30 protein-coding genes are annotated in these 24,978 nt (G+C 35.5%); 15 read left to right on the top strand and 15 right to left on the bottom strand.

The window, feature by feature from the left end; all coding sequences use genetic code 11:
• Positions 1–8 precede the first annotated feature (8 nt).
• Positions 9–989: a M23 family metallopeptidase gene (locus tag AB3U99_RS18315; protein ID WP_400248117.1), complete on the bottom strand. Its 981-nt coding sequence runs from the start codon at positions 987–989 to the stop codon at positions 9–11.
• 261 nt (positions 990–1,250) lie between these two features.
• On the opposite strand from AB3U99_RS18315, the gene lipA reads away from it, so the two are divergent.
• The 5 genes from lipA to AB3U99_RS18290 all read left to right on the top strand — a co-directional run bounded on the left by lipA (position 1,251) and on the right by AB3U99_RS18290 (position 5,648).
• On the top strand, positions 1,251–2,165 hold the full coding sequence (gene lipA, locus AB3U99_RS18310; protein ID WP_400243017.1) for a lipoyl synthase: 915 nt from the start codon (positions 1,251–1,253) through the stop codon (positions 2,163–2,165).
• Between the two features lie 282 nt (positions 2,166–2,447).
• Entirely contained in the window at positions 2,448–2,720 is a 273-nt protein-coding gene (locus AB3U99_RS18305; protein WP_031536307.1) for a YutD family protein, read from the top strand.
• 351 nt (positions 2,721–3,071) lie between these two features.
• Positions 3,072–4,370 (top strand): EAL domain-containing protein, encoded by a 1,299-nt coding sequence (locus AB3U99_RS18300; protein WP_400243015.1) that lies wholly within the window; start codon positions 3,072–3,074, stop codon positions 4,368–4,370.
• A 24-nt stretch (positions 4,371–4,394) separates the two neighbouring features.
• Positions 4,395–4,832, top strand: coding sequence for a DUF86 domain-containing protein (locus AB3U99_RS18295; RefSeq protein ID WP_400243013.1), 438 nt, complete (start codon positions 4,395–4,397; stop codon positions 4,830–4,832).
• Positions 4,833–4,871: 39 nt separating this feature from the next.
• Entirely contained in the window at positions 4,872–5,648 is a 777-nt protein-coding gene (locus tag AB3U99_RS18290) for a TIGR01457 family HAD-type hydrolase (protein ID WP_400243012.1), read from the top strand.
• 90 nt (positions 5,649–5,738) lie between these two features.
• Here AB3U99_RS18290 and AB3U99_RS18285 read toward each other — a convergent pair whose 3' ends face one another.
• Positions 5,739–6,230 carry a phosphatidylglycerophosphatase A gene (locus AB3U99_RS18285; RefSeq protein WP_400243010.1) on the bottom strand — a complete coding sequence of 164 codons (492 nt, stop codon included), beginning with the start codon at positions 6,228–6,230 and terminating at the stop codon, positions 5,739–5,741.
• 190 nt (positions 6,231–6,420) lie between these two features.
• Between AB3U99_RS18285 and yutH the strand changes: the two genes are divergently transcribed.
• The 4 genes from yutH to thrB all read left to right on the top strand — a co-directional run bounded on the left by yutH (position 6,421) and on the right by thrB (position 11,225).
• Complete coding sequence (gene yutH / locus AB3U99_RS18280) at positions 6,421–7,422, top strand: spore coat putative kinase YutH (protein WP_400243009.1); 1,002 nt, start codon at positions 6,421–6,423, stop codon at positions 7,420–7,422.
• Positions 7,423–7,951: 529 nt separating this feature from the next.
• Positions 7,952–9,247: a homoserine dehydrogenase gene (locus AB3U99_RS18275; RefSeq protein ID WP_400243007.1), complete on the top strand. Its 1,296-nt coding sequence runs from the start codon at positions 7,952–7,954 to the stop codon at positions 9,245–9,247.
• Positions 9,247–10,308 carry a threonine synthase gene (thrC, locus tag AB3U99_RS18270; protein WP_400243006.1) on the top strand — a complete coding sequence of 354 codons (1,062 nt, stop codon included), beginning with the start codon at positions 9,247–9,249 and terminating at the stop codon, positions 10,306–10,308. Before AB3U99_RS18275 ends, thrC begins: the two co-directional genes overlap by 1 nt.
• Positions 10,305–11,225: a homoserine kinase gene (gene thrB, locus AB3U99_RS18265; protein ID WP_400243004.1), complete on the top strand. Its 921-nt coding sequence runs from the start codon at positions 10,305–10,307 to the stop codon at positions 11,223–11,225. Before thrC ends, thrB begins: the two co-directional genes overlap by 4 nt.
• Before the next feature lie 68 nt (positions 11,226–11,293).
• Here thrB and AB3U99_RS18260 read toward each other — a convergent pair whose 3' ends face one another.
• Positions 11,294–11,530 carry a NifU family protein gene (locus AB3U99_RS18260; RefSeq protein WP_400243002.1) on the bottom strand — a complete coding sequence of 79 codons (237 nt, stop codon included), beginning with the start codon at positions 11,528–11,530 and terminating at the stop codon, positions 11,294–11,296.
• A 154-nt stretch (positions 11,531–11,684) separates the two neighbouring features.
• On the opposite strand from AB3U99_RS18260, the gene AB3U99_RS18255 reads away from it, so the two are divergent.
• Positions 11,685–12,008: a YuzD family protein gene (locus tag AB3U99_RS18255; RefSeq protein ID WP_400243000.1), complete on the top strand. Its 324-nt coding sequence runs from the start codon at positions 11,685–11,687 to the stop codon at positions 12,006–12,008.
• A 75-nt stretch (positions 12,009–12,083) separates the two neighbouring features.
• On the opposite strand, the gene AB3U99_RS18250 is transcribed toward AB3U99_RS18255, so the two are convergent.
• Positions 12,084–13,157, bottom strand: coding sequence for an NAD(P)/FAD-dependent oxidoreductase (locus tag AB3U99_RS18250; RefSeq protein WP_400242999.1), 1,074 nt, complete (start codon positions 13,155–13,157; stop codon positions 12,084–12,086).
• A gap of 350 nt (positions 13,158–13,507) precedes the next feature.
• On the opposite strand from AB3U99_RS18250, the gene AB3U99_RS18245 reads away from it, so the two are divergent.
• A complete protein-coding gene (locus AB3U99_RS18245; protein WP_400242997.1) occupies positions 13,508–13,747 on the top strand; it encodes a DUF1450 domain-containing protein in 240 nt (79 codons plus the stop codon).
• Between the two features lie 58 nt (positions 13,748–13,805).
• Here the strand turns inward: AB3U99_RS18245 and AB3U99_RS18240 are convergent, their stop codons facing one another.
• Entirely contained in the window at positions 13,806–14,492 is a 687-nt protein-coding gene (locus AB3U99_RS18240) for a DUF2225 domain-containing protein (RefSeq protein WP_400242996.1), read from the bottom strand.
• A 257-nt stretch (positions 14,493–14,749) separates the two neighbouring features.
• Between AB3U99_RS18240 and AB3U99_RS18235 the strand changes: the two genes are divergently transcribed.
• Positions 14,750–15,115 (top strand): HesB/IscA family protein, encoded by a 366-nt coding sequence (locus AB3U99_RS18235; protein WP_400242995.1) that lies wholly within the window; start codon positions 14,750–14,752, stop codon positions 15,113–15,115.
• A 173-nt stretch (positions 15,116–15,288) separates the two neighbouring features.
• Here AB3U99_RS18235 and AB3U99_RS18230 read toward each other — a convergent pair whose 3' ends face one another.
• A complete protein-coding gene (locus AB3U99_RS18230; protein WP_400242993.1) occupies positions 15,289–16,281 on the bottom strand; it encodes an NAD(P)/FAD-dependent oxidoreductase in 993 nt (330 codons plus the stop codon).
• Between the two features lie 338 nt (positions 16,282–16,619).
• On the opposite strand from AB3U99_RS18230, the gene AB3U99_RS18225 reads away from it, so the two are divergent.
• Positions 16,620–17,327 carry a 3D domain-containing protein gene (locus tag AB3U99_RS18225; RefSeq protein WP_400242992.1) on the top strand — a complete coding sequence of 236 codons (708 nt, stop codon included), beginning with the start codon at positions 16,620–16,622 and terminating at the stop codon, positions 17,325–17,327.
• A gap of 138 nt (positions 17,328–17,465) precedes the next feature.
• Here AB3U99_RS18225 and AB3U99_RS18220 read toward each other — a convergent pair whose 3' ends face one another.
• Positions 17,466–17,942: a divergent PAP2 family protein gene (locus tag AB3U99_RS18220; protein WP_400242991.1), complete on the bottom strand. Its 477-nt coding sequence runs from the start codon at positions 17,940–17,942 to the stop codon at positions 17,466–17,468.
• A 413-nt stretch (positions 17,943–18,355) separates the two neighbouring features.
• Here AB3U99_RS18220 and AB3U99_RS18215 point away from each other — a divergent pair, with 413 nt between their 5' ends.
• Entirely contained in the window at positions 18,356–19,858 is a 1,503-nt protein-coding gene (locus AB3U99_RS18215) for a leucyl aminopeptidase (RefSeq protein ID WP_400242990.1), read from the top strand.
• Positions 19,859–19,918: 60 nt separating this feature from the next.
• On the opposite strand, the gene AB3U99_RS18210 is transcribed toward AB3U99_RS18215, so the two are convergent.
• Genes AB3U99_RS18210 through AB3U99_RS18200 form a run of 3 tightly spaced genes read right to left on the bottom strand, consistent with a single transcriptional unit; the run spans position 19,919 to position 22,251 of the window.
• Complete coding sequence (locus AB3U99_RS18210; protein WP_400242989.1) at positions 19,919–20,932, bottom strand: alpha/beta fold hydrolase; 1,014 nt, start codon at positions 20,930–20,932, stop codon at positions 19,919–19,921.
• Positions 20,933–20,934: 2 nt separating this feature from the next.
• Positions 20,935–21,432, bottom strand: coding sequence for a hypothetical protein (locus AB3U99_RS18205; protein WP_400242988.1), 498 nt, complete (start codon positions 21,430–21,432; stop codon positions 20,935–20,937).
• Positions 21,433–21,483: 51 nt separating this feature from the next.
• Positions 21,484–22,251 (bottom strand): SDR family oxidoreductase, encoded by a 768-nt coding sequence (locus tag AB3U99_RS18200; protein WP_400242987.1) that lies wholly within the window; start codon positions 22,249–22,251, stop codon positions 21,484–21,486.
• 328 nt (positions 22,252–22,579) lie between these two features.
• On the opposite strand from AB3U99_RS18200, the gene AB3U99_RS18195 reads away from it, so the two are divergent.
• Positions 22,580–22,777 carry a hypothetical protein gene (locus AB3U99_RS18195; RefSeq protein ID WP_400242986.1) on the top strand — a complete coding sequence of 66 codons (198 nt, stop codon included), beginning with the start codon at positions 22,580–22,582 and terminating at the stop codon, positions 22,775–22,777.
• A 123-nt stretch (positions 22,778–22,900) separates the two neighbouring features.
• Here the strand turns inward: AB3U99_RS18195 and AB3U99_RS18190 are convergent, their stop codons facing one another.
• From AB3U99_RS18190 to AB3U99_RS18170, 5 genes are all read right to left on the bottom strand, one after another.
• On the bottom strand, positions 22,901–23,281 hold the full coding sequence (locus tag AB3U99_RS18190; protein ID WP_400242985.1) for a hypothetical protein: 381 nt from the start codon (positions 23,279–23,281) through the stop codon (positions 22,901–22,903).
• 291 nt (positions 23,282–23,572) lie between these two features.
• A complete protein-coding gene (locus AB3U99_RS18185; RefSeq protein ID WP_400242983.1) occupies positions 23,573–23,755 on the bottom strand; it encodes an asparagine synthase in 183 nt (60 codons plus the stop codon).
• 112 nt (positions 23,756–23,867) lie between these two features.
• The gene (gene mnhG / locus AB3U99_RS18180; RefSeq protein WP_400242981.1) at positions 23,868–24,230 is read right to left on the bottom strand and encodes a monovalent cation/H(+) antiporter subunit G; all 363 of its coding nucleotides are present in this window, start codon (positions 24,228–24,230) and stop codon (positions 23,868–23,870) included.
• A complete protein-coding gene (locus tag AB3U99_RS18175; protein WP_400242979.1) occupies positions 24,211–24,498 on the bottom strand; it encodes a Na(+)/H(+) antiporter subunit F1 in 288 nt (95 codons plus the stop codon). The genes mnhG and AB3U99_RS18175 overlap by 20 nt, the downstream gene beginning before the upstream one ends.
• Positions 24,498–24,974 carry a Na+/H+ antiporter subunit E gene (locus AB3U99_RS18170; protein ID WP_400242978.1) on the bottom strand — a complete coding sequence of 159 codons (477 nt, stop codon included), beginning with the start codon at positions 24,972–24,974 and terminating at the stop codon, positions 24,498–24,500. Before AB3U99_RS18170 ends, AB3U99_RS18175 begins: the two co-directional genes overlap by 1 nt.
• Between the last annotated feature and the right edge of the window lie 4 nt (positions 24,975–24,978).

Here is a 24,978-nt window from a genome sequence, read left to right as displayed (position 1 = left end):
CGAAAGTTTTATTTTTTACTTTGTGGTTTTATCCGTTCTTGTCTTTCCCATAATCTTAAGTGTGCATACGGATCATAAGACCATTCTGTATATCCATTATCTTTATAGATTCCATAATGCAGATGTGGCGGGAATTTCCCAGACGTTCCTGGTGGTCCATATCCCGAACTCCCAACCCCTCCAATGAGCATACCTGGTTCCACTATCATACCTGCTTTAATATCTTTAGAAAATCCACTTAAATGTGCAAAATAATGATAGTTATTATTAATATCTCTTATACCAATTCGCCATCCTCCATAATTATTCCACCCCTTCATTTCCACAATACCATAGGAAGTCGCTTTTACAGGGACACCATAGTCTGCAAAAATGTCGGTTCCTTCATGGATACGTTTACCCCCCCACCCACGTGCATCTCCCCAAGTACTGCGATAGCTATGGTTACTTCTTAGCGGAAGAGGGAAGGCATGGTCATCTAAATTTAATCTTCCAAAGTGTTTATATATTGCCGCTTTTCCCATTATGATACTTACTGTTTTATCTCTTTTATAGTAATTCCATAGACCGATTCTAAAGTTATCCTCATCCACTCCATATTGGCTTATATAATTTGAGAATGCGGAGAGGATATCTTCATTATTAAATCGATCCGCTTTTCCATCTCCATTACCATCTGCTCCAAGTCCTCCAAATAAAGGAATGGTTAAAGGGCTGGTATCCTCGGAATCTGGATTGATAATGCCGGCCCATTTTTCTTTTGTAAAATAAATCCCAGTAAGTCCTTCTGCTTTTGGGATATCTTTTCTTGCGGAGCGAATATTTCTCTCATATTGATCGACAGCCGCTATATAATACCAGGGTATTTGATACAACGCTTCGACTTTGTTATATAGTTCCATTCGTTTCGTATAAAGATCATTCGTGTTTTGAGTAGCATATGTGACAGTGTTAGGTAGTAAAAACATAAGTATAATGATTAAAAACATTAACCTGCGCAAAAGATAATCCCCCCCTTCTTATTCTGTCGTTATATTTTGTGAAGTAAAATGAAAAAAATGATTATCAATTAATGGTAATCTTTAAAATCAATAACTTGTAGAGGCATTTGCATTATGTTAAAGTGACAAATGAAGTGGGGCAATCCTTCTATTGTGTGTAACATTACAAAGTTTTCTAATTGAAGATTGTTATACAATACTTTTTTTAGGTAAAAATGATGAAAATTATTTTACTAGGAGATGAATATGGTGTCAGAGAAAAAACAAGATTATTTACGCAAACCTGAATGGTTGAAAATTAAATTGAATACGAATGAAAATTATACAGGTTTGAAAAAAATGATGAAGGAAAAACAACTACATACAGTTTGTGAGGAAGCAAAATGTCCCAATATACATGAATGTTGGGCTGTAAGAAGAACGGCCACATTTATGATTTTAGGAGATACTTGCACAAGAGCTTGTCGTTTTTGTGCAGTAAAAACAGGTTTACCGACAGAACTGGATTGGCAAGAGCCAGAAAGAGTTGCTGATTCTGTTTATGCGATGAATTTAAAGCATGTCGTTATTACTGCTGTTGCAAGAGATGATTTAAAAGACGGTGGCGCTGCAGTATTTGCAGAAACGGTTCGTGCAATTCGCAGAAAAAATCCATTCACCAGCATTGAAGTATTACCTTCCGATATGGGAGGCATAGAAGAAAACCTACGTATATTAATGGATGCTAAGCCTGATATCTTAAACCATAATATTGAAACAGTAGAAAGATTGACCCCTAGAGTACGTGCAAGAGCAAAATACCATCGTTCCCTTGAATTTTTGCGTAGAGCAAAAGAAATGCAGCCCAAGATACCGACTAAGTCTAGTCTTATGATTGGATTAGGAGAAACGAAAGAAGAAATTATCGCTACGATGGATGATCTTAGAGAAAATAACGTTGATATTATGACAATTGGTCAGTACTTACAGCCAACTGCAAAGCATTTAAAAGTGCAAAAATATTATCATCCAGATGAGTTTAAAGAGCTGAAAGAAATTGCATTGAGTAAAGGATTTAGCCATTGTGAAGCAGGACCATTAGTACGCTCTTCCTATCACGCAGATGAGCAAGTTAATGAAGCAAAAAAGAATCAACAAATGGCTGAACATGCAAAAGAAGCTTAAAAAAGATCCCTTCTGGGGATTTTTTTTTGTTTATCCATGTCGAAAAACTCAGAAATTTTCAATGCAGATTAAGTGTTTTCCCATAATTAATCGAACTATTATACTACCTGCAGCCTGATTTCACTAAAATTATTTAACAGTAAAAAATAAAAAATTCTGTTTTTTTAGGAGGATTTTATTGTTATTGCTATGTAAATATCCTTCCTAAGGTTATAATGATAGGGAGTAATGTTATGATTGGACTATTTATATGAAATCCATACAGGTTTTGAGGTGATACGATTGGTTTGTATTAATAACAATTGTTATGAACTGATTGAAGAAAGAAAATCAGGTTTTAATGAAGAAGCATTTAAAAATAGATTTAGTGATATATTATCGAAATACGATTATATTGTCGGAGATTGGGGCTATGGACAATTAAGACTACGTGGTTTTTTTGATGACAATAATCAAAAATCAAGCTTTGACACAAAAATAAGTACATTAACAGAGTACTTGTATGAATATTGTAATTTTGGCTGTGCATATTTTGTAGTGAAAAAAACGAAATAGCAATTAGCCAATCCTTCCTATTGTTCTTGATGAAGGAGCTTCCATTCTGAAAGGAAACGAGAAATGGGTCTGTTTAGAAGCGATAGAACTGTTTCTTTAGATGATTAGCTTAAATGTATTGTGACTTGGCGAAAGCTATTTAAAAAAGTTTAGGTAGATCTAAAAGTCATTTCCTTGCAGTAAGCAAGACCATTAAATTTTTTCTATTCTACATTTTAAAAATTCCCCAGTGCTGTTTTTTGCAAGTGATTGTTAGATGTGTAGCACTAGAAGTAAAGGGAAAGTCCATCGATAGAGATATAAAGGCTTATTTGTAAAAGGAAAAGTTGGCTTTTTGAGAGGAATGGAGCTATGAAATATCAAGAAAATGTATATTCAAGGTTATTCAATTGGGGGAAGTTATTGCTTCCGGTAAAATTTATAAAGTATTTTCCTCCCTCATTTGTTTTACGAGACCCTATTATTCATCAAGTAGAGAAAGCAATGAAGAATGGATATGAGGTGACCGTTGTTGTAATTGATATAACAAATTTACATAGAATCAAGCAGCAATTAGAGGCGCAGGATTTTTTAGATTATATTCGGTTTCTAAAAAAGTCATTTCGTGCAGCGATACAATCATTAGATGTTTCAAATGAATTTATGGCTATTCATGATTACAGTCCAAACAGCCTAACGATGTTTATTAAATGGCAGCAAGGAACAGAGTGCCTGTCACTTCTGGATGGTCTAATAAAAAGTATTATACATAATGTTGAAAGAGTTTTTCGGGAAACAGGGAGAGTTCAGCCTGTATTTAATCCTGGGTACATGTTTATCGAGAAAAAATATACTTATCTTCAGGATGCCATTCAAATGGCTTATGAATTAGCGCTTGCTATGGCACATAAAAGGTCAGATACAGAATTTAATAAATTAGTCCATGTATTAAGTGATATTGTTGCCAATAAGCGCATCTGTTTATTAGCTCAACCAATTATGAATGTAGCAACAAATAAAATTCATGCTTGTGAAATGCTGACAAGAGGACCAAAAGGAACAGCGTTAGAAAATCCTCTTCAGCTGTTCTCCTTAGCAAGGCAGACGAAGTTCTTGTATGATCTTGAAATGATTGTTCTGGAAAAAGCATTTGAACAAATCCAGCAAACGAGATGGAGGCACAATATCTTTATTAACTTTACACCTGTAACAATAGGCAATCCAAGATTTATTAAAGATATTAAAAATGTTATCCGTCGATTTAAAGGGATTTCCCCGAAAAAAATAACTATCGAAATTACGGAAAGAGATTCATTTGAAGGCTTAGAGCACTTTACTAATAATCTGAAAGTATTAAGAATGCTTGGATTTTTAATCGCAGTAGATGATACAGGAGCAGGCTATGCAAGCCTGAATTCTATAAGTGAAATTATGCCAGATATTATTAAAATTGACCGGTCTGTTATCCAGAATATTGATAAAAATTCAGTTAAGGAATCGATGTTAAAAGGACTGCTTCTTATTGCTAAAGAAGTGGGATCGGTTGTGGTTGCGGAAGGAATCGAATGTGCAGAGGAAGCCTCTGTTTTATCTAAGAATAAAGTTGATTTAGCTCAAGGATATTTCTATGCCAGGCCAACTAGCTTAAGTGATCACTTACAAATCTCATAAGGCACGGAAGGAGAAATCAAAATTATGTATTTTGTGGACCGAGAAAAAATAGAAGAACAATTACGCTATTACCAAGAACTTATCTGTCAATTTGAAAATCAGGATACTTGGAACACTTTTATGGAAAAAGTGGCATTGGAAAGAATAACACATTTGATGATTGAGGTTATTTTAGATGTGGGAAATAGTATGATTGACGGTTTTATTATGAGAGACCCTGGAAGCTATGATGACATTGTAGATATACTAACAGATGAAAAAGTAATTACCCTAGGCACAGCACAAGATATTAAAGAACTTATTCTTTGGAGAAAACAGCTTGTTCATCATTATACAGATATTGATCATCAGAAATTGGCTGCTTCATTTGCACAAAAAATGAATTCAATAAAATCGTTTATCCCGTCTGTGAAAGATTACTTAATTCATGAACTCGGTCCTGTATCTGCATTTAAAAAATAATGTATAAGAAGTTGAAACATTAGAAAGGATTTTTGTTAAATGAAAGCTTATAAAGGATATCTAATCGATTTAGATGGCACGATGTATCGTGGAACAGAAGTGATTGCTGAGGCTGCTGGATTTGTAAAACGATTAATGGCTTTAAAAATCCCTTATTTATACGTCACAAACAATTCAACCAAAACGCCAGAACAGGTAGCACAAAAGCTACGAGAATTCAATATACCAGCAAAAGCAAGTGAGGTATTTACTTCTGCAATGGCATCAGCAAATTATATTTCTGAAAGATCCCCGGGAGCCAGTGTATTTATGATTGGAGAAGAAGGGCTTCAACAAGCTTTAGTTGAACAAGGCTTAAAGCTTGTTGAAGTTTCTGAAAATGTCGATTATGTGGTTGCTGGTCTTGACCAGCAGATTACCTATGAAAAAATGACAATAGCTTGTCTTGCTGTGCGTAATGGAGCGGATTTTGTGATTACAAATGGTGATACTGCTTTGCCAAGTGAACGGGGATTATTGCCAGGTAACGGTGCTGTTGCATCTGTTATCACAGTAAGTACACAACAACAGCCAGTCGTTATAGGAAAACCAGAATCCATTATAGTAAACCAAGCAATCAAATTATTGAGCTTGCCTAAAGAAGATGTTTTGATGGTAGGAGATAATTATCAAACAGATATTATGGCAGGAATTAATGCAAATATGGATACCCTTTTAGTCCATACAGGCGTAACGACGAAAGAGCAATTAGGTGACTACTCCACTCAGCCAACTTATACAGTAGATAGCTTAATGGATTGGGTTATAAAAGAATAATCATGATAAAAAGAGGACGTTTCGCAAACAAGTATACTTTTTGTTTACTTGTTCCGAAATGTCCTTTTTATGCTATCTTAGCTTTAAGCCTTATTCTTCCCCTTTAGAACGGTGAGCTAGTCTACTAGAAGCGGCTGCTGCGATGGCGCCAACAATGTCATCTAAAAAAGTATGACACTCTCCAGAACTCTTGTCATTTAGCCTTTGTAAGATACCCGGCTTTAATTTATCCACATATCCATAATTCGTAAAGCCAATAGATCCATAAACATTTACAATAGAAAATGCAAGCACTTCATCTACTCCATAAAGTCCTTCATCTGTTTCTACAATTTCTTGAAGAGGGGATTCTAATAGCTTCTTTTCTGCTAACATATCTAATTGTATCCCTGTAATAATAGCGTTTTGGACCTCGCGCTTTGACAGGACCCGCTCCACATTATGAATACAGTCTTCCATTTTTAAATCATTATGATATTTCTCTTGTAATATATATACAAGCTTCGCAATGTCCTCTATGTTAACTCCACGTTCATGTAACCACTTTCTGGCTGTTTTTTCTGTTAGGTCTTTTAATGACATGAACTTCACCTTTTCTTTTGTTTATTCACTATGTAGTCACAGTGTTTATTATTATATGCACGAAAGCCGAAAATGTTCCTATGCTCCCTTATTGTTTCCATAAAGTCGGATATTCATTAATTTAATCCACTTAACAAGTTTTTACAAACAGCATCATATACTCCTAAAAGAGAGGATAGGAGGGGGAAAAATGATTCGTAATATTTTGTCTGCAAAATATGGGATTGAAGTAGAAGAAGAAACGAGAATTGGACATTATGAAGCATGTATTAACGAAGGAAAGCTATATACACTCGTTCCAGTTGGAAGGATAGAGGAAGAAGAGCTTGTAGAAAGAGACCAAATAGCGACACATATTTATCAGACTGGCGATCATCATGTTAGCATGCTTTTAGAGTCAAAAGAAGGAGCTAAATATACAGAGATAGATGAACAGCATTATTGTGTAATAATGAATGATCGGTTACGACCTTTTCGTTCTCGACAGCTAGGAAGAAAGCTCGGAAAGTTTCATTTTAGAGGGAGAACGGTTCAATTTGGTGTGCAAAATATTAGCAGGATGGGACAATGGAAGAGCATGTGGGAACAGAGATTGGATCAGATGGAAGGTTTTTGGAACGGTATGTTATATAAAGAACCGGAAAGTGAATTTGATAAGCTGTTTTTAGAATCTTTTCCATATTATATGGGAATTGCTGAGAATGCAATCCAGTATCTTGTCGATACGGAGCTAGATGATGATCCAAATGCAGTTGATAGTGGAACGATTTGCTATAATCGTTTTACCAAGGATACATGGGCTGGGGAATATTATATTAAAAATCCATTTGATTGGGTTTTTGATCATTGTGGAAGAGATCTTGCAGAATGGACAAGAGACCGTTATTTTAGAAATATTAAAACGTATCATAGAGAAGTGAAAACATTTTATGAGGAATATCAAAGTGTTATGCCACTAAGCTCTTTTGCATGGAGATTAATATATGCAAGATTGTTATTTCCCATTCATTATGTAGAATGTGTGGAAAATTACTATTCTGCTACACATGAAGCAGATCGATTATTTCTTGAAGAACGGTTAAAGAAAATGCTTAATCAATCAAGGGATTTAGAAAATTTTCTCAAGGAATTTTATCAAAATACGGAAGTTCCAGTTAAAACAATGAAGATACCGATTGTTACTTGGCTGTAAATAAACAATATGGATAAAAAGACCTTGTTAACGTGGCTGTATGCTACATTTGTTTAATGAGGTCTTTTTAAAGTGTGAATATCTTATCGAGAAATAGTAGCTCAGAGCCCGCTTTGTCCGAAAAAGAGGAGCAAAGGTAACAGAAGTGCATTCTCATGTCTACTTATCGAAAAAGAAATAAAGCTGACAGAGAGCAACTAAATTAATCAGGTTCTGTCTCGTCTACGAAATAGGACGAACAGATTAAATTCTATCATTGAAAATTTAATCCTGTAACAGAAATCTAAAAATACATAAAATTTATAATTTTCCTTTTAGTATTGTATTATCTTCCTTTATAATAGATTCAATAAGTAAACGAGCAGTTGCTTCTTTTTAGGGCGGAAATGTGTTTAAACATTCTTTATAAAATATAAATTTTCAAAAGAATGTTTAAACACCCCTTGTAAAAAAAGGAATCAAACACTATAATGTCTACTATACAAAGACAGTTGTTCTCGTAAAAAGAACATCAACGGGAGGAAAGCAGATGGAGACAATCTCAATTGGACTACTCGGATTAGGAACTGTTGGATCGGGCGTTGTGAAAATTATTGAAAATCATCAGGATAAAATTATGCACCAGGTTGGCTGTCCGGTGAAAGTAAAAAAAATTCTGGTCAAAAATATCAATAAGGAGAGAGATGTAGAGGTAAAAGACATTCTCCTAACAGTTGAAGCAAATGATATTTTGGATGATCCTGAAATAGATGTGGTAATTGAAGTAATGGGTGGGATTGAAGATACAAAGAACATCTTGCTCAAGGCGCTAAAAAATAAAAAGCAAGTAGTTACAGCAAATAAGGATTTAATGGCTGTGCATGGAGCAGAGCTTTTGCAGGCAGCTTCCCAAAATAATTGTGATTTATTTTATGAAGCCAGTGTCGCTGGGGGAATTCCTATACTAAGGGGATTAGTTGATGGATTAGCTTCTGATCGAATCATCAAATTGATGGGAATCGTGAACGGTACAACTAATTTTATTCTAACGAAGATGAGCCAACAGCAAAGACCATATGAAGATGTCTTATTAGAAGCACAAGAATTAGGTTTCGCAGAAAGTGATCCATCCTCAGATGTAGAAGGATTGGACGCTGCTAGAAAAATGACGATTTTGGCGACACTGGGCTTTTCCATGAATATAGGATTAGAAGATGTGAAGGTAGAAGGAATTACAAATGTAACAGATGAAGATATTCAGTATGGAAAGCAGCTGGGATACACAATGAAGCTCATTGGTATCGCTCAAAGGCAGGAAGAAAAAGTAGAGGTAAGTGTGCAGCCGACCTTTATCGTCGACAGCCACCCATTAGCATCTGTTAATAATGAATATAATGCTGTATATGTTTATGGAGAAGCTGTAGGAGAAACGATGTTCTATGGTCCAGGTGCTGGAAGCTTACCTACTGCAACAGCAGTTGTTTCGGATTTAGTAAATGTCTTAAAAAATATGAGATTGGGTGTTAATGGAAAAGGAGCAATTGCCCCACAATTTAAAAAGAAGCTAAAAGAACCAGATGAAAGGTTTTCAAAATATTTCTTGCGTCTGCAAGTAGAGGATGAGGTTGGAGTATTTGCAGAAATTACCTCTATCTTCTCGCAACATGGGGTCAGCTTTGAGAAGATTCTCCAATTACCAGTGAAGGAAAAAGGACTGGCGGAAATCGTTTTAGTTACACATCATGCATCTTTATTAAACTATGAAAATATTTTATTAGAATTAAGGGATTTAGCATCTGTTCGAACAGTCAAAAGTTCATACCGAGTTGAGGGAGGTACAAAGTAATGAGATGGAAGGGCCTTTTAGAAGAATATAAAGAATATTTGCCAATAAATGAATCAACACCGATGTTAACACTAAATGAAGGGAATACGCCATTAGTAAAGCTAGATAAGTTATCGGAAGAGTGGGGCGTAGAGCTTTATGTCAAAACAGAAGGAACAAATCCTACTGGATCTTTTAAAGATAGAGGAATGGTAATGGCTGTTGCTAAAGCCAAGGAAGAAGGAAACTCAACCGTAATCTGTGCTTCTACTGGTAATACATCTGCAGCAGCAGCAGCATATGCTACTCGAGCAGGAATGCGTTGTATTGTAGTTATTCCTGAAGGGAAAATCGCGATGGGAAAACTTGCGCAAGCTGTAATGTATGGTGCAGAGATTATCGCCATTGAAGGGAATTTTGATCAAGCCCTACAAATGGTTCGGAAAATTAGCGAAACCGAACCGGTTGCCCTTGTAAATTCTGTGAATCCTTATCGTTTAGAAGGCCAAAAGACGGCAGCCTTTGAAGTATGTGATCAGTTGGGAGGAGCTCCAGATATATTGGCAATTCCAGTTGGAAATGCAGGGAATATTAGTGCTTATTGGAAAGGATTTAAAGAATATCATCAAGTAAAGCAAACAGGACTTCCAAAAATTCATGGCTTTGAGGCAGCAGGAGCAGCAGCAATTGTTCATAACCGTGTTTTTGAAAATCCAGAAACAATTGCGACAGCGATACGTATTGGTAATCCAGCAAGCTGGAAGTTAGCTGTTCAAGCACAACAAGAGTCAAATGGTATCATTGATGAGGTAACAGATGAAGAGATAGTAGCTGCTTATCGTACAATTGCTGCTACAGAAGGTATATTTGCGGAGCCAGGATCCTGTGCATCCATTGCAGGTGTGTATAAGCATATCCAAAGCGGAAAAATTCCAAAAGGAAGCAAGATTGTAGCTATTCTTACAGGAAATGGCTTAAAGGATCCAAATACAGCTATTGATGTTAGTCCAATAAAGCCAGTAGTTCTGCCTAATGATGAAAAGGCTGTTGCGAACCATATCAAAGGAGTCGTTCATATATGAACGAAGGCGAAATGCTACTTATTAAAGTGCCAGCAAGCACTGCTAACTTAGGGCCAGGCTTTGATAGTATTGGATTAGCGTTAAATTTATATCTAACGTTAGAAGTGGTTCTAAGTGATCGTTGGGAGGTTATTCCGTTAACGGATGAACTAAAGGAATTCCCTAATGATGAAAAAAATTTCATCGTTAAAACGGCTATCGAGGTTGCAAAATCATTTCAAACCTTGCTATCACCTTGCCAGATTAAAGTTGCTAGCAATATCCCTTTAGCAAGAGGGCTAGGATCGAGTGCATCTGCCATTGTGGCGGGAATTGAACTTGCGGATCAAGTTGGAGACTTACGCTTGACGAAACACCAAAAGTTTGAAATTGCATCCAAAATGGAAGGACACCCAGATAATGTAGGAGCAAGTCTTTTTGGCGGTCTAGTTATAGGCTGTCAATTAGGGGAAGAAGTGGATGCAGAAATTATCCATTCCATCGATTTGGAAGTGTTGGCGGTTATTCCAGAGGAAGAACTGCTAACAAAATCCTCGCGGGGAGTATTGCCAAGCTCTCTATCCTTTGGTGAAGCTGTTTCTGCAGGGGCAATATCCAATTTACTAGTTGCCGCCCTGTTATCAGGTAATATAGAGCTTGCAGGTAAGATGATGAAAAAGGACAAGTACCATCAGCCTTACAGAAAAGAACTTGTTCCACATTTGCAAATAATGGAGGATCAAGCTTATGAGCTTGGTGCTTACGGTGTTGCTCTAAGCGGGGCAGGGCCAACTGTGTTATGCTTTGTAAGACCTGGAGAAATGAATGCGTTAATGGAGGGGTTAACCCCGTTATTACCTGAAATGTGCTTTCTGCCCTTGGAAATAGACAAGGAAGGTAGCCTTTGTTCCGGAGCTATTGTAACAAAGGCTCAATAGAATAATGTAAGCAAAAGCAAGAGGATGCAGAAGTTGCATCCTCTTGCTACTTTCCCATATTGAAAAGATTAAAATACTTGCTCTACTTCATAAACTCCTGGTACTTCTTCTAATAAAGCACGTTCAATACCAGCTTTTAAAGTGATGGTAGAGCTTGGGCAGCTTCCGCAAGCACCAAGTAAGCGCAGCTTAACAATGCCATCCTCTACATCAACTAATTCACAGTCTCCGCCATCTCTTAAAAGGAATGGACGTAATTTATCGAGTACTTCTTGTACTTGTTCTTTCATTTCTAATTCTTGCATACATATCGACTCCTTTCCTATTATTTATTATAATCACATTAGGATGAAAAATCTATAATCAAGAAACATGAATTGCATAAACAAAAAATGGATTTATATAAAAACATTATTTAAACAGTAAAAATAAGAAATAGACAGTTAAGGAGGAAATTCTTTGAAAAAAGAGATTGAAGTGAGTATATATGGTGCAGATCAAATTTGTGCAAGCTGTGTCAATCTGCCATCCTCTAAAGACACATATGAGTGGCTTCAAGCAGCGTTGAGCAGAAAGTTTCCTGAGCAAACCTTTCAAATTAATTATTATGATATATTTCAAGCAAATTATGAAGAAGAAAAAAATGAATTTTGTCGGAAGATAATAGAGGAAGACTTATTTTATCCAGTAGTAGTCATTGAGGGAGAAATAGTTGGAGAAGGAAATCCAAAATTAAAGACAATTTATGGGGAATTCGAGAAATATGGATATACGAGCATGTAGACGAAAGGGAAGGAGAGTCGGTTTTGAACTGTCGATAAAGAATAAATTGTATCGTTCAAAAACGGCTCTCCTTTATTAATCTGTGATTTTGCTTTTTTTATTTTTATCTTTCCAAAGGACACCATGCTTTATTAAACGTGGAATCCTCCCGGTTAGAGCGGTTTTGGCGATAAGTCCAAAGCCGTCTTTTTTTCCTAATGATCCTAGTACTCCTTTTAGCTTGATGGGAGGCATATGATACGGAAGCACTTTACCTTGCCATTTAGAAATGAGAACAAAAGCTATTTGTTCTGCCTGTCCTTCAGCAAGCTGCGCACTTGGAGGATGATTTAAACTAGCACAGTCTCCAATAACAAACACATGTTCATTACTTGGAAGGTGATGATATTTGGATAGGAGAATTCTTCCTTTCTTATCTTTTTCTACATCTAGTGCACGTACAATTTTATTTGGCTGAATCCCAGCAGTCCATACGATACAGTCAAAAGACAGGGGGTTTCCATGATTATAAACAATATTCTCTTCGATACGAGTAATTTCACTGTTTTTATAAACGATAACTTTTTTAGTCTCAAACCATCGTTCAACATAATTTCTTACCTTTTTAGGATAAGCGGATAAAATGGCATCTCCTCGATCGAATAGTGCTATTTGGAACCTTCTGCTTTCGGTTAGTTCGGCAGCTAATTCAACACCACTTAAACCACCGCCAATAATAGCCACTTTTCCATTATCAGGTAAGCTTTGAAGATGCTTATGTGTATGTTTTGACTTGCTAATTGTTTGAATACTATGTGTGTATTTATCTGCCCCATCCACTTGATGATAATTATCTTCACAGCCAAGTCCAATAATTAGATCATCATATTCGATTGGATTTCTATCAGCTATCCATACCTTATTATTTTCCAAATCAATTTTTTCTACTTCCGCATGTATAAGACTGACTTGAGGGTGTTTAGGAAAAGGAAATTGAAGGCTTTGATCCTGAACGGTTCCAGCTGCAAGAGCGTAATATTCCGTTTTAAGAAAGTGAAAAGGAACTTTATCTATTAATATGACCATTAGATTATATGGTAAATGGGGAATTATGGAGGATAAAAGTCGCATTCCACCATACCCACCGCCTAATATTACTAAATTTTTCATTCTTTCCCCCCTTTTGCATTATAGGTATCTATCGTTATGAAAATAGTTCATTAAAGTCAGTTCTGTCTCCTTATAGAGTATATTAAAGGGTTAGGACGGTTTATTCATATTTAGAGAAGGAAAATGACTTTTCTCTTGGCGATTCATAAAGTTTGATGCAATTACTAGCAGAGTGAATACACTTCTCTTTCCGTCGTGCCTCTCCTGCCTCGCTAAATCCCCGTATTTAGTCTATAAGTATTCATGTGGAACCATATTTCTAAAAAAATTTTTTCTTATTGGAAAATTGGACATTCTTTGCTTTAGCTACAAGAAAACCTAGTATAATTGTAAGAAAGAGGTGAGATATTTTGTTTAAACCACTAATTGAATTCTGCCTTAGCAATCTGGCATCTGGGTCATACAAAGCAAAGGAAATTCTAGAGCTGGATGATGCGTTAGATGTTATGGATTATGGCTGCTTAAGTTATTGTGGTCAATGTGGGGTATCGTTCTTTGCATTGGTAGATGGGGAAGTAATAAAAGGGGAAGATCCACAAGGTCTTGTGAAAAATGTATATCAGTATTTAAAGGATAATCCAATTTCATAAAAAAATCTATCAGTGCGTTAAAAGGAGATTGAGATTGATTGCACTGATAGATGCGATTTCATATTAAGTTTTTTGGGCTGTCACGCATTTCCTGCCAGCTTTCTTTAGCTAGCTTAACAATTTGTGTTTCCACTGTTCTACTCTGTTGCTCGATTACTTTCGAATAAAACTTAGTAGCTTTCTCTAAATTATTTGTCCGCTTTGAAAGATCTGCGATTAAATAAATCGTTCTCAGTTCAGATATTTGGGTTCCTTGGTAATCACCAATGGAATAGGAAGTTTCATATTCTGATAATGCAAGGGCTATAAAACGGATTTCTTGTTCTGAATTATTTAACATGCGATAATGCCATGCAATCCGGAGATATAGGCCAGCAAGGGTAATATGTTTTTCCTTTCGTAAAGAAGCGCAATAAGCAGCTAACTTATATGTTTTAATACTATCCTCTATACTTCGTTCCTGACCGAATGATTGTGGTATCCACTGTGAACATACTTTTTCGACTAGCGTCATTTTACTCTCTGAAGAAAAATAAGGGATTGTATCATCGCTGTAAGAAAAACCACAAGAAGGGCAAACATTTATGTAATAAAGGAGTGGATTATGCTCTGCATAGACAGGAAAAAAATCTGTATCCAATTTAATTAATTTAACAAACCTTGAACGCAATTTCTTGGAAGTAAATTTAGTATGGCAAAGTAAACAAGTACATTGTTTGTCAAATAATGGTTCGATTTTATTCAAGCTTCTCCCTCCTTAATTAATAGGTATAATTTCATGTTATTCATACTCTAATTATACATCTTTTTGAGTAATTTTACCTATTAAAATATTATTAATAGGTAAATAATCCTTGTTTGTATTTGCTAGTATTGATCAAGGGAAGCAAATAAAGTAGAAATGATGTCATTACCAATCTTTTACTCAGTTCCATTCAGTTGAGTAGTTTCAAATGGAGGTATATAATAGGTAATAATAATAGGACGAAAGGAGAATGAACGGTGACAGAAGAAATTGTGCACATAACAGAAGCGGCAGCTCTTCAAATAAAAGAAATGATGAAAGAAAATAACGAAGAGAATGCTTACTTAAGAGTAGCGGTAAAAGGTGGAGGATGCAGTGGTTTGTCTTATGGAATGGGCTTCTCACCTGAAAAAGAAGAAAATGACCAATTGTTTGAGCAATTTGGCATTCGTGTATTAGTAGATCAAAATGATGGTCCAATTCTAAAAGGAACAAAAATTGATTTCAAACAATCCCTAATGGGTGGAGGCTTTACCATCGACAATCCAAATGCAATTGCATCATGTGGTTGTGGCTCGTCTTTCCGTACGGCGAAAGTGGCTGGAACACCTGAGGAGTGCTAACATAAAATAAAAAAACATCGCTATATCAGGAATGAAAACCTCATTTTGAGGGATCATGAATGATTAGTGGTGTTTTTTTATTAATTTCTAGATATATAAACAAAAGACTGAGTGTAATCACATTCCCTTTCAGAAAGGAAACGATTATCATCAGTCTTGAAAATATCTTCTTTTTACTTAAATAATGAAGTACTATGAAGCGGCTGTACTCGAGCTTTTGGATCCATATATGTTTTCGCATTATTGACAGCTGTAGGTGCTTCGCCAAATCCAGTAGCGATTAATTTAACCTTTCCATCATATGTGCAGATGTCACCAGCTGCATAGATCCCTGGAATATTCGTTTCCATTTTGCTGTTAACAACAATGGAATTCTTTTGAATGTCAAAGCCCCATTCTTTAATTGGGCCTAGTGAGGAAACAAATCCGTAGTTTACGATGACTGCATCTACATCAATAATTTCTTTTTCTTGTGTTGTTACATTCTCAAGAATAACTTGTTTTATCTCCTCATCTCCAACTAATTCAGAAGGAATGTAAGGTGTTTTAATGTTTACTTTTGAATTTTTAAGGTTTTCTACACTATGCTCATGTGCACGGAATTTATCTCGTCTATGTGCTAAGTAAACGGTATCTGCAATTGGTTCTAGCATTAATGCCCAGTCTACAGCAGAATCTCCGCCGCCAAATACCATTACTTTTTTTCCAGCGAATTGATTTAAGTCATTGATAAAGTAATAAAGGTTTTTGCCTTCAAATTCTTTCGCTTGCTCCAATTCTAATTTACGAGGTTGGAAAGCTCCGTTTCCAGCTGTTATAATAATTGCTTTTGAATAATGTACTTCTTTATCTGTGGTGATTTTGAAGACACCATCCCCTTGCTTTTCAACCGTTTGAACAGCTTGTTCCAACACAATGGACTGTTCAAATTTTTTCATTTGCTCTTCTAAGTTATCGACTAACTCTTGAGCACGAATTTTCGGGAATCCAGCAATATCATATATATATTTTTCAGGATAGAGCGCTGTAAGCTGACCGCCAAGAGCAGGGAGACTTTCGATGATCTTAACGCTTGCTTGTCTCATCCCTCCATAGAAAGCAGTGAACATTCCAACAGGTCCACCACCAATTACTGTTATATCAAAAATGGTTTGATTCTCTTCCAATTTTCTAAAACCCTCCTACAAAAAGATTCAATTCTACAAGCTATCATATCATAATGATAATGATTTCTCACTTTTTTAATCTTAGTTTTTTTAAGTAATGTAGGTCCACACACCTACATTTAACTAATAGATAAATTACTATTTGGCCGTTTTATTCCATAACGCTCTATTAATTTTGATTAGTTGAACAAATAAAAGAAAGTCTATTGATTGTAGTAAATCAATCGGTTTTTTGGAATTTTTTGCTATTTTACTAAGGGGAAAGTTCCTCTTTTTAACTATTTATGAATAAATTCTTTGAATATGGGAAATGAATAGTTTTGGGAGGAGTGAAAAATATGATTTTTTATAAAAAGTTTTTTAGAAGAGTAGGAATGGCTCTACTTTTTATGGCAGCATTACTAACTACATTTCAGTCGATTTCAGGAGTTAAGGCAAGTTCGATAAATTTTAGTAATTATGAACAATCAGGGGCAAGCGAAACGAACGATCAGTTTGATCATACAATAAAGCAAATTGGTGTAGCATTAAAGAGCTTTAAAAAAGCATTGGTGGAAAAAACACAAATCTCATCAAGTAAAGAGGTTGCAGGAAAGCCGCCTTTGTTGGAAAATATGAAAGATTGGTCACAATATCCAACAAAAAGAGTAGTAGCGACTGGTTATACAGCAGGGTATGAATCAACTGGGAAAAACCCAGGTCATCCCTCTTTTGGAATTACCTATTCAGGGGTCAAAGTAAAGAGAGATTTATATAGTACAATTGCTGCTGATACTAGTGTATTTCCAATTGGGACAATTCTTTTCATCCCTGATTATGGATTTGGAGTAGTTGCCGATACTGGTTCAGCAATTAACGGAAATAAATTAGATTTATATTATGAAACCGTACAAGATGTCTATAGTCAATGGGGAAAGAAAACAGTAGATGTATACATAGTGGAAATGGGTAAAGGAAAATTAACGGAAAAAACATTAAGTGCATTAAATGAAGACGAATCGATGCAAGTATTCCGTCAACAGTATACGAAAGCTGAAAATAAATAAGCAGATTATATATCACATAAATCTAAAAAGGATGTCCTAAAGACTGTATTCTTAACAAGAATCAAACATAATTTGTTTGAAATACTATCTCAAGGACATCCCTTTTTGTGCTTATATTACTTTAATAAGTAGTAGCTGTTAATAAATAAGCATATGTAAAAGCAGGGTTAATAAGATGCCCGTTAATCCTCCAAAAAACACCTCTATAGGTTTATGTCCCAATAATTCTTTTAATTCTTTTCTTTTCTCTTGTTCTGGTTTGTTTTGCCATCCCTTTGCTTCATTTAAGAATTTATTAAAATCGTTGACTAAACGATTTAAAACGATTGCTTGTTCCCCTGCTTGCCTTCTAACTCCTGTAGCATCAAACATGGTAATAATTGCAAAGATAGCCGCAACCGCAAAAATAGGTGAATCCATGCCTGTTTGAAGTGCAACAGCAGTTGAAAGGGCAGTTACAGCAGCTGAATGAGAGCTCGGCATGCCTCCAGTACTAGTTAACAGAGACCAATCAATTTTTTTTGTAACAAAAAAAGTAATCGGTACTTTGACAAATTGTGCGAAAAAAATTGCAATTAGGCTCGCAAATAAAGGAAAGTTAGCTAGTAATTCCATAAAAAACACCTCATCATTTCTGTTGTAAAATCTGTACTTTTAGTATGTATACCTTATTTAACGCATTACTAATCTTTCATATAAGGAATATTAATGGAAATAAGGAGGTAGACAGTGGAGTTTAGAAAATAGAGTGAAAATGATTTTTCTCTATGTATTTTATTTTTCAGAGCGATTGAGAGTAGAAAATGCAATTCCGTTTTTAAACTTCTTGAGGACAGCATTATCCTTGCTTCTAAATGACTGTTTCCACTTACCTTATTATAACATAACCAAATATCGTGCTTTCTACTTAAAATCGAAAAAATCTGTTTATATTTTAAAGTATTGAAGATAGAAAAGTAATTAGGTATACGAAATGTTGAATAAATTTTGCTATAATAAAGGAAGAAATAGAATGGAGGAATGGATATATGTTTTCTTATCAAGCAGAATGGAAATTTCAAAATAACCATGAAAGTATTATTGTAGGCTTATTTGACAAATCTATTAAATTAGAAGGACAGCTTCAACAATTAGATGAACTTTTTGATGGAGAGTTAACCAATCTAGTAAAAGATGGAGATATTTCAGCAAAGAAAAAATCCATTACAGTTATACATACTTTTGGAAAAATTGGATCAAAACGAATTGTTTTTGTTGGTTTAGGAAAAGAAAAAGAGCTTTCTTTTGATGATCTCAAAGAAATATTTGGAGCAACCTTTAAACGTATTACAAAAGAAAAATGGGTGGAAACGGCTATTTATTTAGATTCCTTTGTTACAGAGGAGAACGAAGCAGAGGATGTTGCTCATGCATCCAGTGAGGCATTTGGTCTTGCAACCTATGAATTTGTTGGCTTTAAACAAAGGTCTAATGAGCCAGAAAAGAAGGTAACGGAAATAACGGTATATAGCAATGCTGAAGAAGAGGCAGTTACTGCTGCACTTACGGTCGGCTATGTGTATGGACAGGCGACAAACTCAGCACGTACACTCGTTAATCTGCCAGGAAATATGTTAAAAGCAACAGATTTAGCTAATTATGCATTAGAATTAGCAGGGAAATTTGGATTTGAAGCAGAAATTTTAGAAAAAGAAGATATGCTAAAGCTCGGCATGGGTGCGCTGCTTGCCGTTAACCAAGGTTCTACAGAGCCACCTAAAATGATTGTCCTGAAATACCAAGGTAAAGAAAACTGGGAAGACGTAATAGGCTTAGTAGGAAAAGGGATTACATTTGATACAGGCGGCTATTCTATTAAGACAAAAACAGGTATTGTCGGCATGAAAACAGATATGGGTGGAGCAGCAGCTGTGCTTGGCGCAATGGAAGTTATTGGTGAACTAAGACCAGAACAAAATGTGGTTGCAGTTATTCCATCGACTGACAATATGATAAGCGGCCATGCATTTAAACCAGATGATGTCATTACATCGATGAGTGGAAAAACAATTGAAGTATTAAATACAGATGCAGAAGGACGCTTAGTTTTAGCAGATGCGGTAACCTATGCGAAACATCATGGCGCTAACTATCTTGTTGATGTTGCAACCCTTACTGGAGGTGTAATTACTGCACTAGGTATGGAAACAACGGGTGCAATGACGAACGACGAATCTTTATTTGAACAAGTGTTAGAAGCTTCTTATGAAGCTGGAGAGCAAATGTGGAGACTGCCTATTTTTGAAAGTCACAAAAAATTGGTACGTAATAGTCCAATAGCTGATTTAAATAATTCACCAGGTGGTGCAGGTCATGCAATTATGGGTGGTGCATTTATTGGTGAATTCGCAGAGGAAACGCCATGGGTACATTTAGATATTGCTGGAACTTCTACACAAAGTAAAGCAACAGATTTAGGACAGCCAGGTGCAACGGGTGCAATGACAAGGACACTAGCACTATTTGTGGAAAGATTTGAAAGCAGGAAATAACTATATACGTAATCAGCCAGAACCCCGTCCATTTTTTAGTGATGGGGTTCTGGCTTGTATTTAAATGGGAGTACTATGAGTTCTCAGCCAAGTTTCCATTGGTTCTGGCATATGTGTATTTGCAACGAGACCAGCATGCCCTCCTTCAAATAAAACAAAGGATTTATCTTTGCTTGAAACAAAATCCATGATTGGTTCACAAAGCGAACTTGGAACAAGGGGATCATTCTTCGTAGAAAATACGAGGAGATTGGATTCGATTTTTGATAAATCAGCTTCCTCTCCATTAATAGCTAATCCACCCTCAATCATTTTATTTTCCCTTACAAAGTCATTCATGAGTTGCTTAAGTGTTGCTCCGGCAACGGGAATGTGATCAAGTGTCCACTTATTCATCCTTGCCCATTTTTCTGTGTAATTTTTTTCTCCAGAGCGATTTAGAAGTGCTAAATAATGACTAAAGGACAATGGTGCAACAAGCAATCTTGTTCCATATTTTACCGATTCTGGAGGAATAATACCCATTTTATCAATAAGTTCATCAAAATGTAATTCCTCTTCGCGAAGTGCATTTAGCCAATTATCGTAATCAGGAAAAGCAGAAAAATCGATTGGTGAAACGGCAAGGACGAGATTTTTAATATTAGAATTATCTAGTGCTGAGAATATGGTAGCAAGTGTACCTCCTAGACAAAAGCCAATGACGGTAAAGGAATCTGAGTTTGCATGTCGCATTGCCCTTTTAAATCCTGGTTGAATATACTTTGTTATATAATCATCAATTGTTAAATGACGATCTTCATAGGCCGGTATACCAAAATCGATTAAATATGCATCATATCCTGCATTATTAAATGCCTCAATTAAACTCATGGAAGGACCTAAGTCGAGGATATATGGCTTATTGACAATAGAATAAATAAGATAGATAGATTCTTTGAATTTTCTTTTTTTGGAAGGGTAGTACCATAGAGTCGCTTTATTTTTTCTCCATATTGCGTACCTTTCTGATTGTCCAACAACTGGGTCGTATGACAATGTATGAATAAAATTTGCTAGATTTTTTTTAGCCATAATTATATCGCCTGATTAGGAAAAGTGGAATGGTTGAATCCTTCTTTTTGTATTTCTAATTGTTGTTTTGCTTGTGATAATTCATATTGCAGAGCGGAAATTCTTTGTTCTTGCTCTGTCATTTTATTCGATAACTGTAAGGAATAATCATCGGAAGGGTTCAAGCTTAATTGTTCCATTAATTGTTTTACTTCTCTCATCATATTAGTCAATTTATACAATTGGTCATCAAGATTATCAATTTTCTCTTCTGATTGAAGAATTAATTGGGTGGCATTTGCTAAATCTGTTTTGGTTGGAAGATTGATATAATTACTTAATTGTTCTGAGTAGCTTTGAATCTGATCCAACTTGTTTGTCAATGGGTTTGTTTTTTTACTTGTAAAATCAATGATAGACATTTGATTTAAACTATTTTTAATTCGGTTATTTATCCGATATTGCAGTAAGTTACCACCTTTTTTTAATAACTCATAAAAGTCGATTGTAACATGAGCCATTTTCTGATCCCTCTTTCTTTTCTTTTTTTAATGAACATTCTACAGAAGCTTTTAAAGTATGGAAGAAAGTCCACCATCAATAGCAATAATTTGTCCAGTGATGTAATTAGATGCTTCTCCTGATAAAAGAAGAATAATACCGTCTAAATCACTTAGTTCACCTAAACGTCCTGCTGGAATTCTTGCGCTAATTTGTTTTTTATAATTTTCGAATACTGTCGTTATTTTAGTTGGGAAAAATCCTGGGGCAATCGCATTTACTTGAATATTGTATGGAGCTAATTTAATTGCTAATTCCTTTGTTAACGTAATCAGAGCCCCTTTACTTGTGTTATATGCTATAGCGTCTAATAGCTGTGGTGATGTCCCGCTAAATCCAGTAACAGAGGAAATATTAATAATTTTGCCGTGTTTTTGTTCTACCATTTTTTTAGCGACTGCCTGTGAAAATAAAAAAGAACCTTTTACGTTTACATCGAGTACTTTGTCCCATTTGTCTTCAGGGTAATCTAAAAAAGGTGCAATCCAGGAAGTTCCGCTGTTATTAATTAAGATATCTATTGTTCCGAATTTCTCGATTGTTTTACTAATAACATGTTCAATATCCTCTTTTTTGGAAACATCGCAAGAAAGGGCTAACACACTAATTCCTTTATCCTGTAATTTAGCAGCTGTTTTTACACATTGCTCTACATTTCTGGAACAAATGACGATATTTGCACCTGCTTTTCCTAACGTTGTTGCCATTTGTTCTCCTAACCCACGACTACCTCCAGTAATGATTGCTGTTTGATTAGTCAAATCAAATAGTGAATTCATTTTATTTACCATTCCTCCTGCTACATCTATTCCATATAGTATAGACAAGCAATGTCCTAAGGGTGAATAAATTGATGGATTCACCTATGCCTAACCTGTATTTCATTGTAAATGTTCGCATACAGTGTATTGCGCCGATGCCAGCCGTCTAATGGTTTAGCTAAATTAGAGATTATTCATCTTTAAAGATTATATTTGTAGTTATATCCTGCTTCTTCCTATTAGAAATTTAGCTATTAAAGGCGATAGCCCAGTCCAAAAAGGGGACATTCGCATAGAAAATAGAGTAGAGAGAAAAAAGTATAAAAGAGAGTGGAGGTAATTGCGAATGATACATGGTTACCCATATCAGTATCAATATCCGCACCAAGATTCAAGAGTTTGGTTTGCAGCACCTTTTGTGGGTGGTTTATTAGGAGGAGTTATAGGAGGAGCTTTAGTCAGACCTAGACCATTTTATGGTCCAGCGCCATATGGTCCCGTTCCGTATGGTCCAGTGCCATATGGACCGTATCCTTATTACTAAAAACTATCTTGAAAATTTCATAAATGTTTGTAAAGATTATAAAGTAGAACAAGTTTTTCTGATTCTTTCAGCCTGCACTTATAAGCAGTCTGAAAGAATCCATTATAAACAAACGTAAAAATTTTATCGCCATCTTAATTGAACAGATAAATAACAGCAATGGGGAGGCTTATTCTTGTGGTCAAAGTTTAATGTTATACCATCTGGATTATAGGATATTTTAGGTGTTTCCTTTACCCCAATGGATTTAATTAATTGTTCAATTGTTTCTGTTTTAGATAATTGAGCTGCATTCATTACGTTTTTAGAGAATTCATAGGAATTAGCTAACTGCTTTAAACATGCTTCAACGTCTGATAAAAGATTTAATGTATCTTTGGCAGAATTAATAAACTTAGAAGGATTTACTTCAGGAAATTCACGAAAATAGATAGGATAATGAAGATATGGATGGAATGCTGCTGGAGTAGGAGTATTACGATGAGAAAAAAGGCCTTGGTTCATAGTGGACATTCCTTTCTTACATAATAATCTAACTTCTTAAATCCTATTCTTAATAGGTGCAAAATATGAATAGAGAGAAAAATAAAGACTTGAGATCATTTACAGGTTGGACTAACCTTTCATGATTTCAAGTCTTTAAATAGTTTAGACAATCAAGGAGCTTTTGATGTGATTCACGCTCGTTACCTACGATGAGTCAACATCGGTTCATTGACGTTCCCTGTGTTTCCTATACCTCAGGAAAGATCGCTCCACTCTATATTCACCTAAACATGGTGCCCTTCGCATTACTTATAACTTGTGGCGGTGTTCGATTAGGTCAATTGTTCCTAGCACGATGTGGGCTAGTCCGAAACCGAACACGGTATTGGAGATCATTGAGTCTATTTTTCGATTTTGCTTCATGACCATTCCGGCAGTTGTAACAGCTGTTCCTAGGACAGTAGGGATTAATCCTTCACGAATATTCTTCATTTTGTGACACTCCTGTAATGGATTTGGTCCTAAGAAAGGACTTGATTATTATTCGCTATTAATCAATTGTTTAACCTACCCTAAGCAATGGTTAATAAGGGAAATAATGGACTCATTTATCTCTTGCGGCTGCTTCTTTTGCCTGTTTTAAATCATCTCTTATCGTCACATCTGCCATTGGAACTTTACTATTATAAGCAGAGCGAATAATAAGCTGTCCTGCTACTGGAGAGGTTAAGAAAATAAATGCAATCGCAAGAATTAAGCGAGAATTAAAAATTTGTTCTGCTTGGAAAAAATAAAGACATACACCTAGAAGGATACACATTACACCTAGTGTGGCTGATTTGGAAGCAGCGTGGCTTCGTGTGTAAACATCTGGAAGTCGCAATACCCCAATGCTTGCAACAAGGCTTAACAGGGCGCCAAGGAGAATAAGGATAGCGATAATAATGTTAATAATCGTCTCGGTCATTTTCGATAATTTCTCCTTTCTCCAGATATTTAGAAAAAGCTACTGTCCCAATAAAAGCTAAAATACCGATGAGAAGAATAACTTCCAAAAAGGCTGAAGTTTTTAACACTACTGATAAAATAGCAGTAATAGCAACTAGGTTAATTCCGATTGCATCAAGAGCAACCACTCTATCAGGAGTGGTTGGTCCCTTTACAACCCGATAAATAAATAAAATGGTTGAGATAGAGACGATAAATAAGGATATGTTCATGATAGTTTGGAACATCAAATACTCACCTCTTGTATGGCTTTTTCAAAGTTATGTTTGATACTATAAATTGTTGCCTCTTTATCACTAATATCCATGGCATGAATATAGAGAATTTTATTGTCCTCTGAAATATCCACTACAAGTGTTCCAGGTGTAAGGGTAATTAGATTACAAAGTACAGTTATTTCCCAGTCCTTTGTTAAATCTGTTTCCAATGCAAAAATTCCAGGTGTCACTTTCAGCTTGGGTCGAAGAATGACCTTTAATACCTCGATATTAGAAAGGATCAACTCTCTTAGGAAGATGCCTAAAAGCTTTAAAATGGATACAACTCGGTATAAATAAAACTTATCTGAGAAAAATCTCCTTGTTATATAGATAAGAATCAATCCGATAATGAATCCGATTAGAAATGTATCTGGAGCGAAGGAGCCTTTCAGAAACATCCAAATAAAACTGATTAGAAAATTTAATAATAATTGAAATGCCATCGTC

The sequence above is a fragment of the Niallia tiangongensis genome, from assembly GCF_044704065.1.
In the GTDB taxonomy this organism is placed as follows: domain Bacteria; phylum Bacillota; class Bacilli; order Bacillales; family Cytobacillaceae; genus Niallia; species Niallia tiangongensis.
The sequence above is the reverse complement of the archived record's forward strand: the minus strand, read 5'-3'. Positions and strand labels throughout refer to the sequence as shown.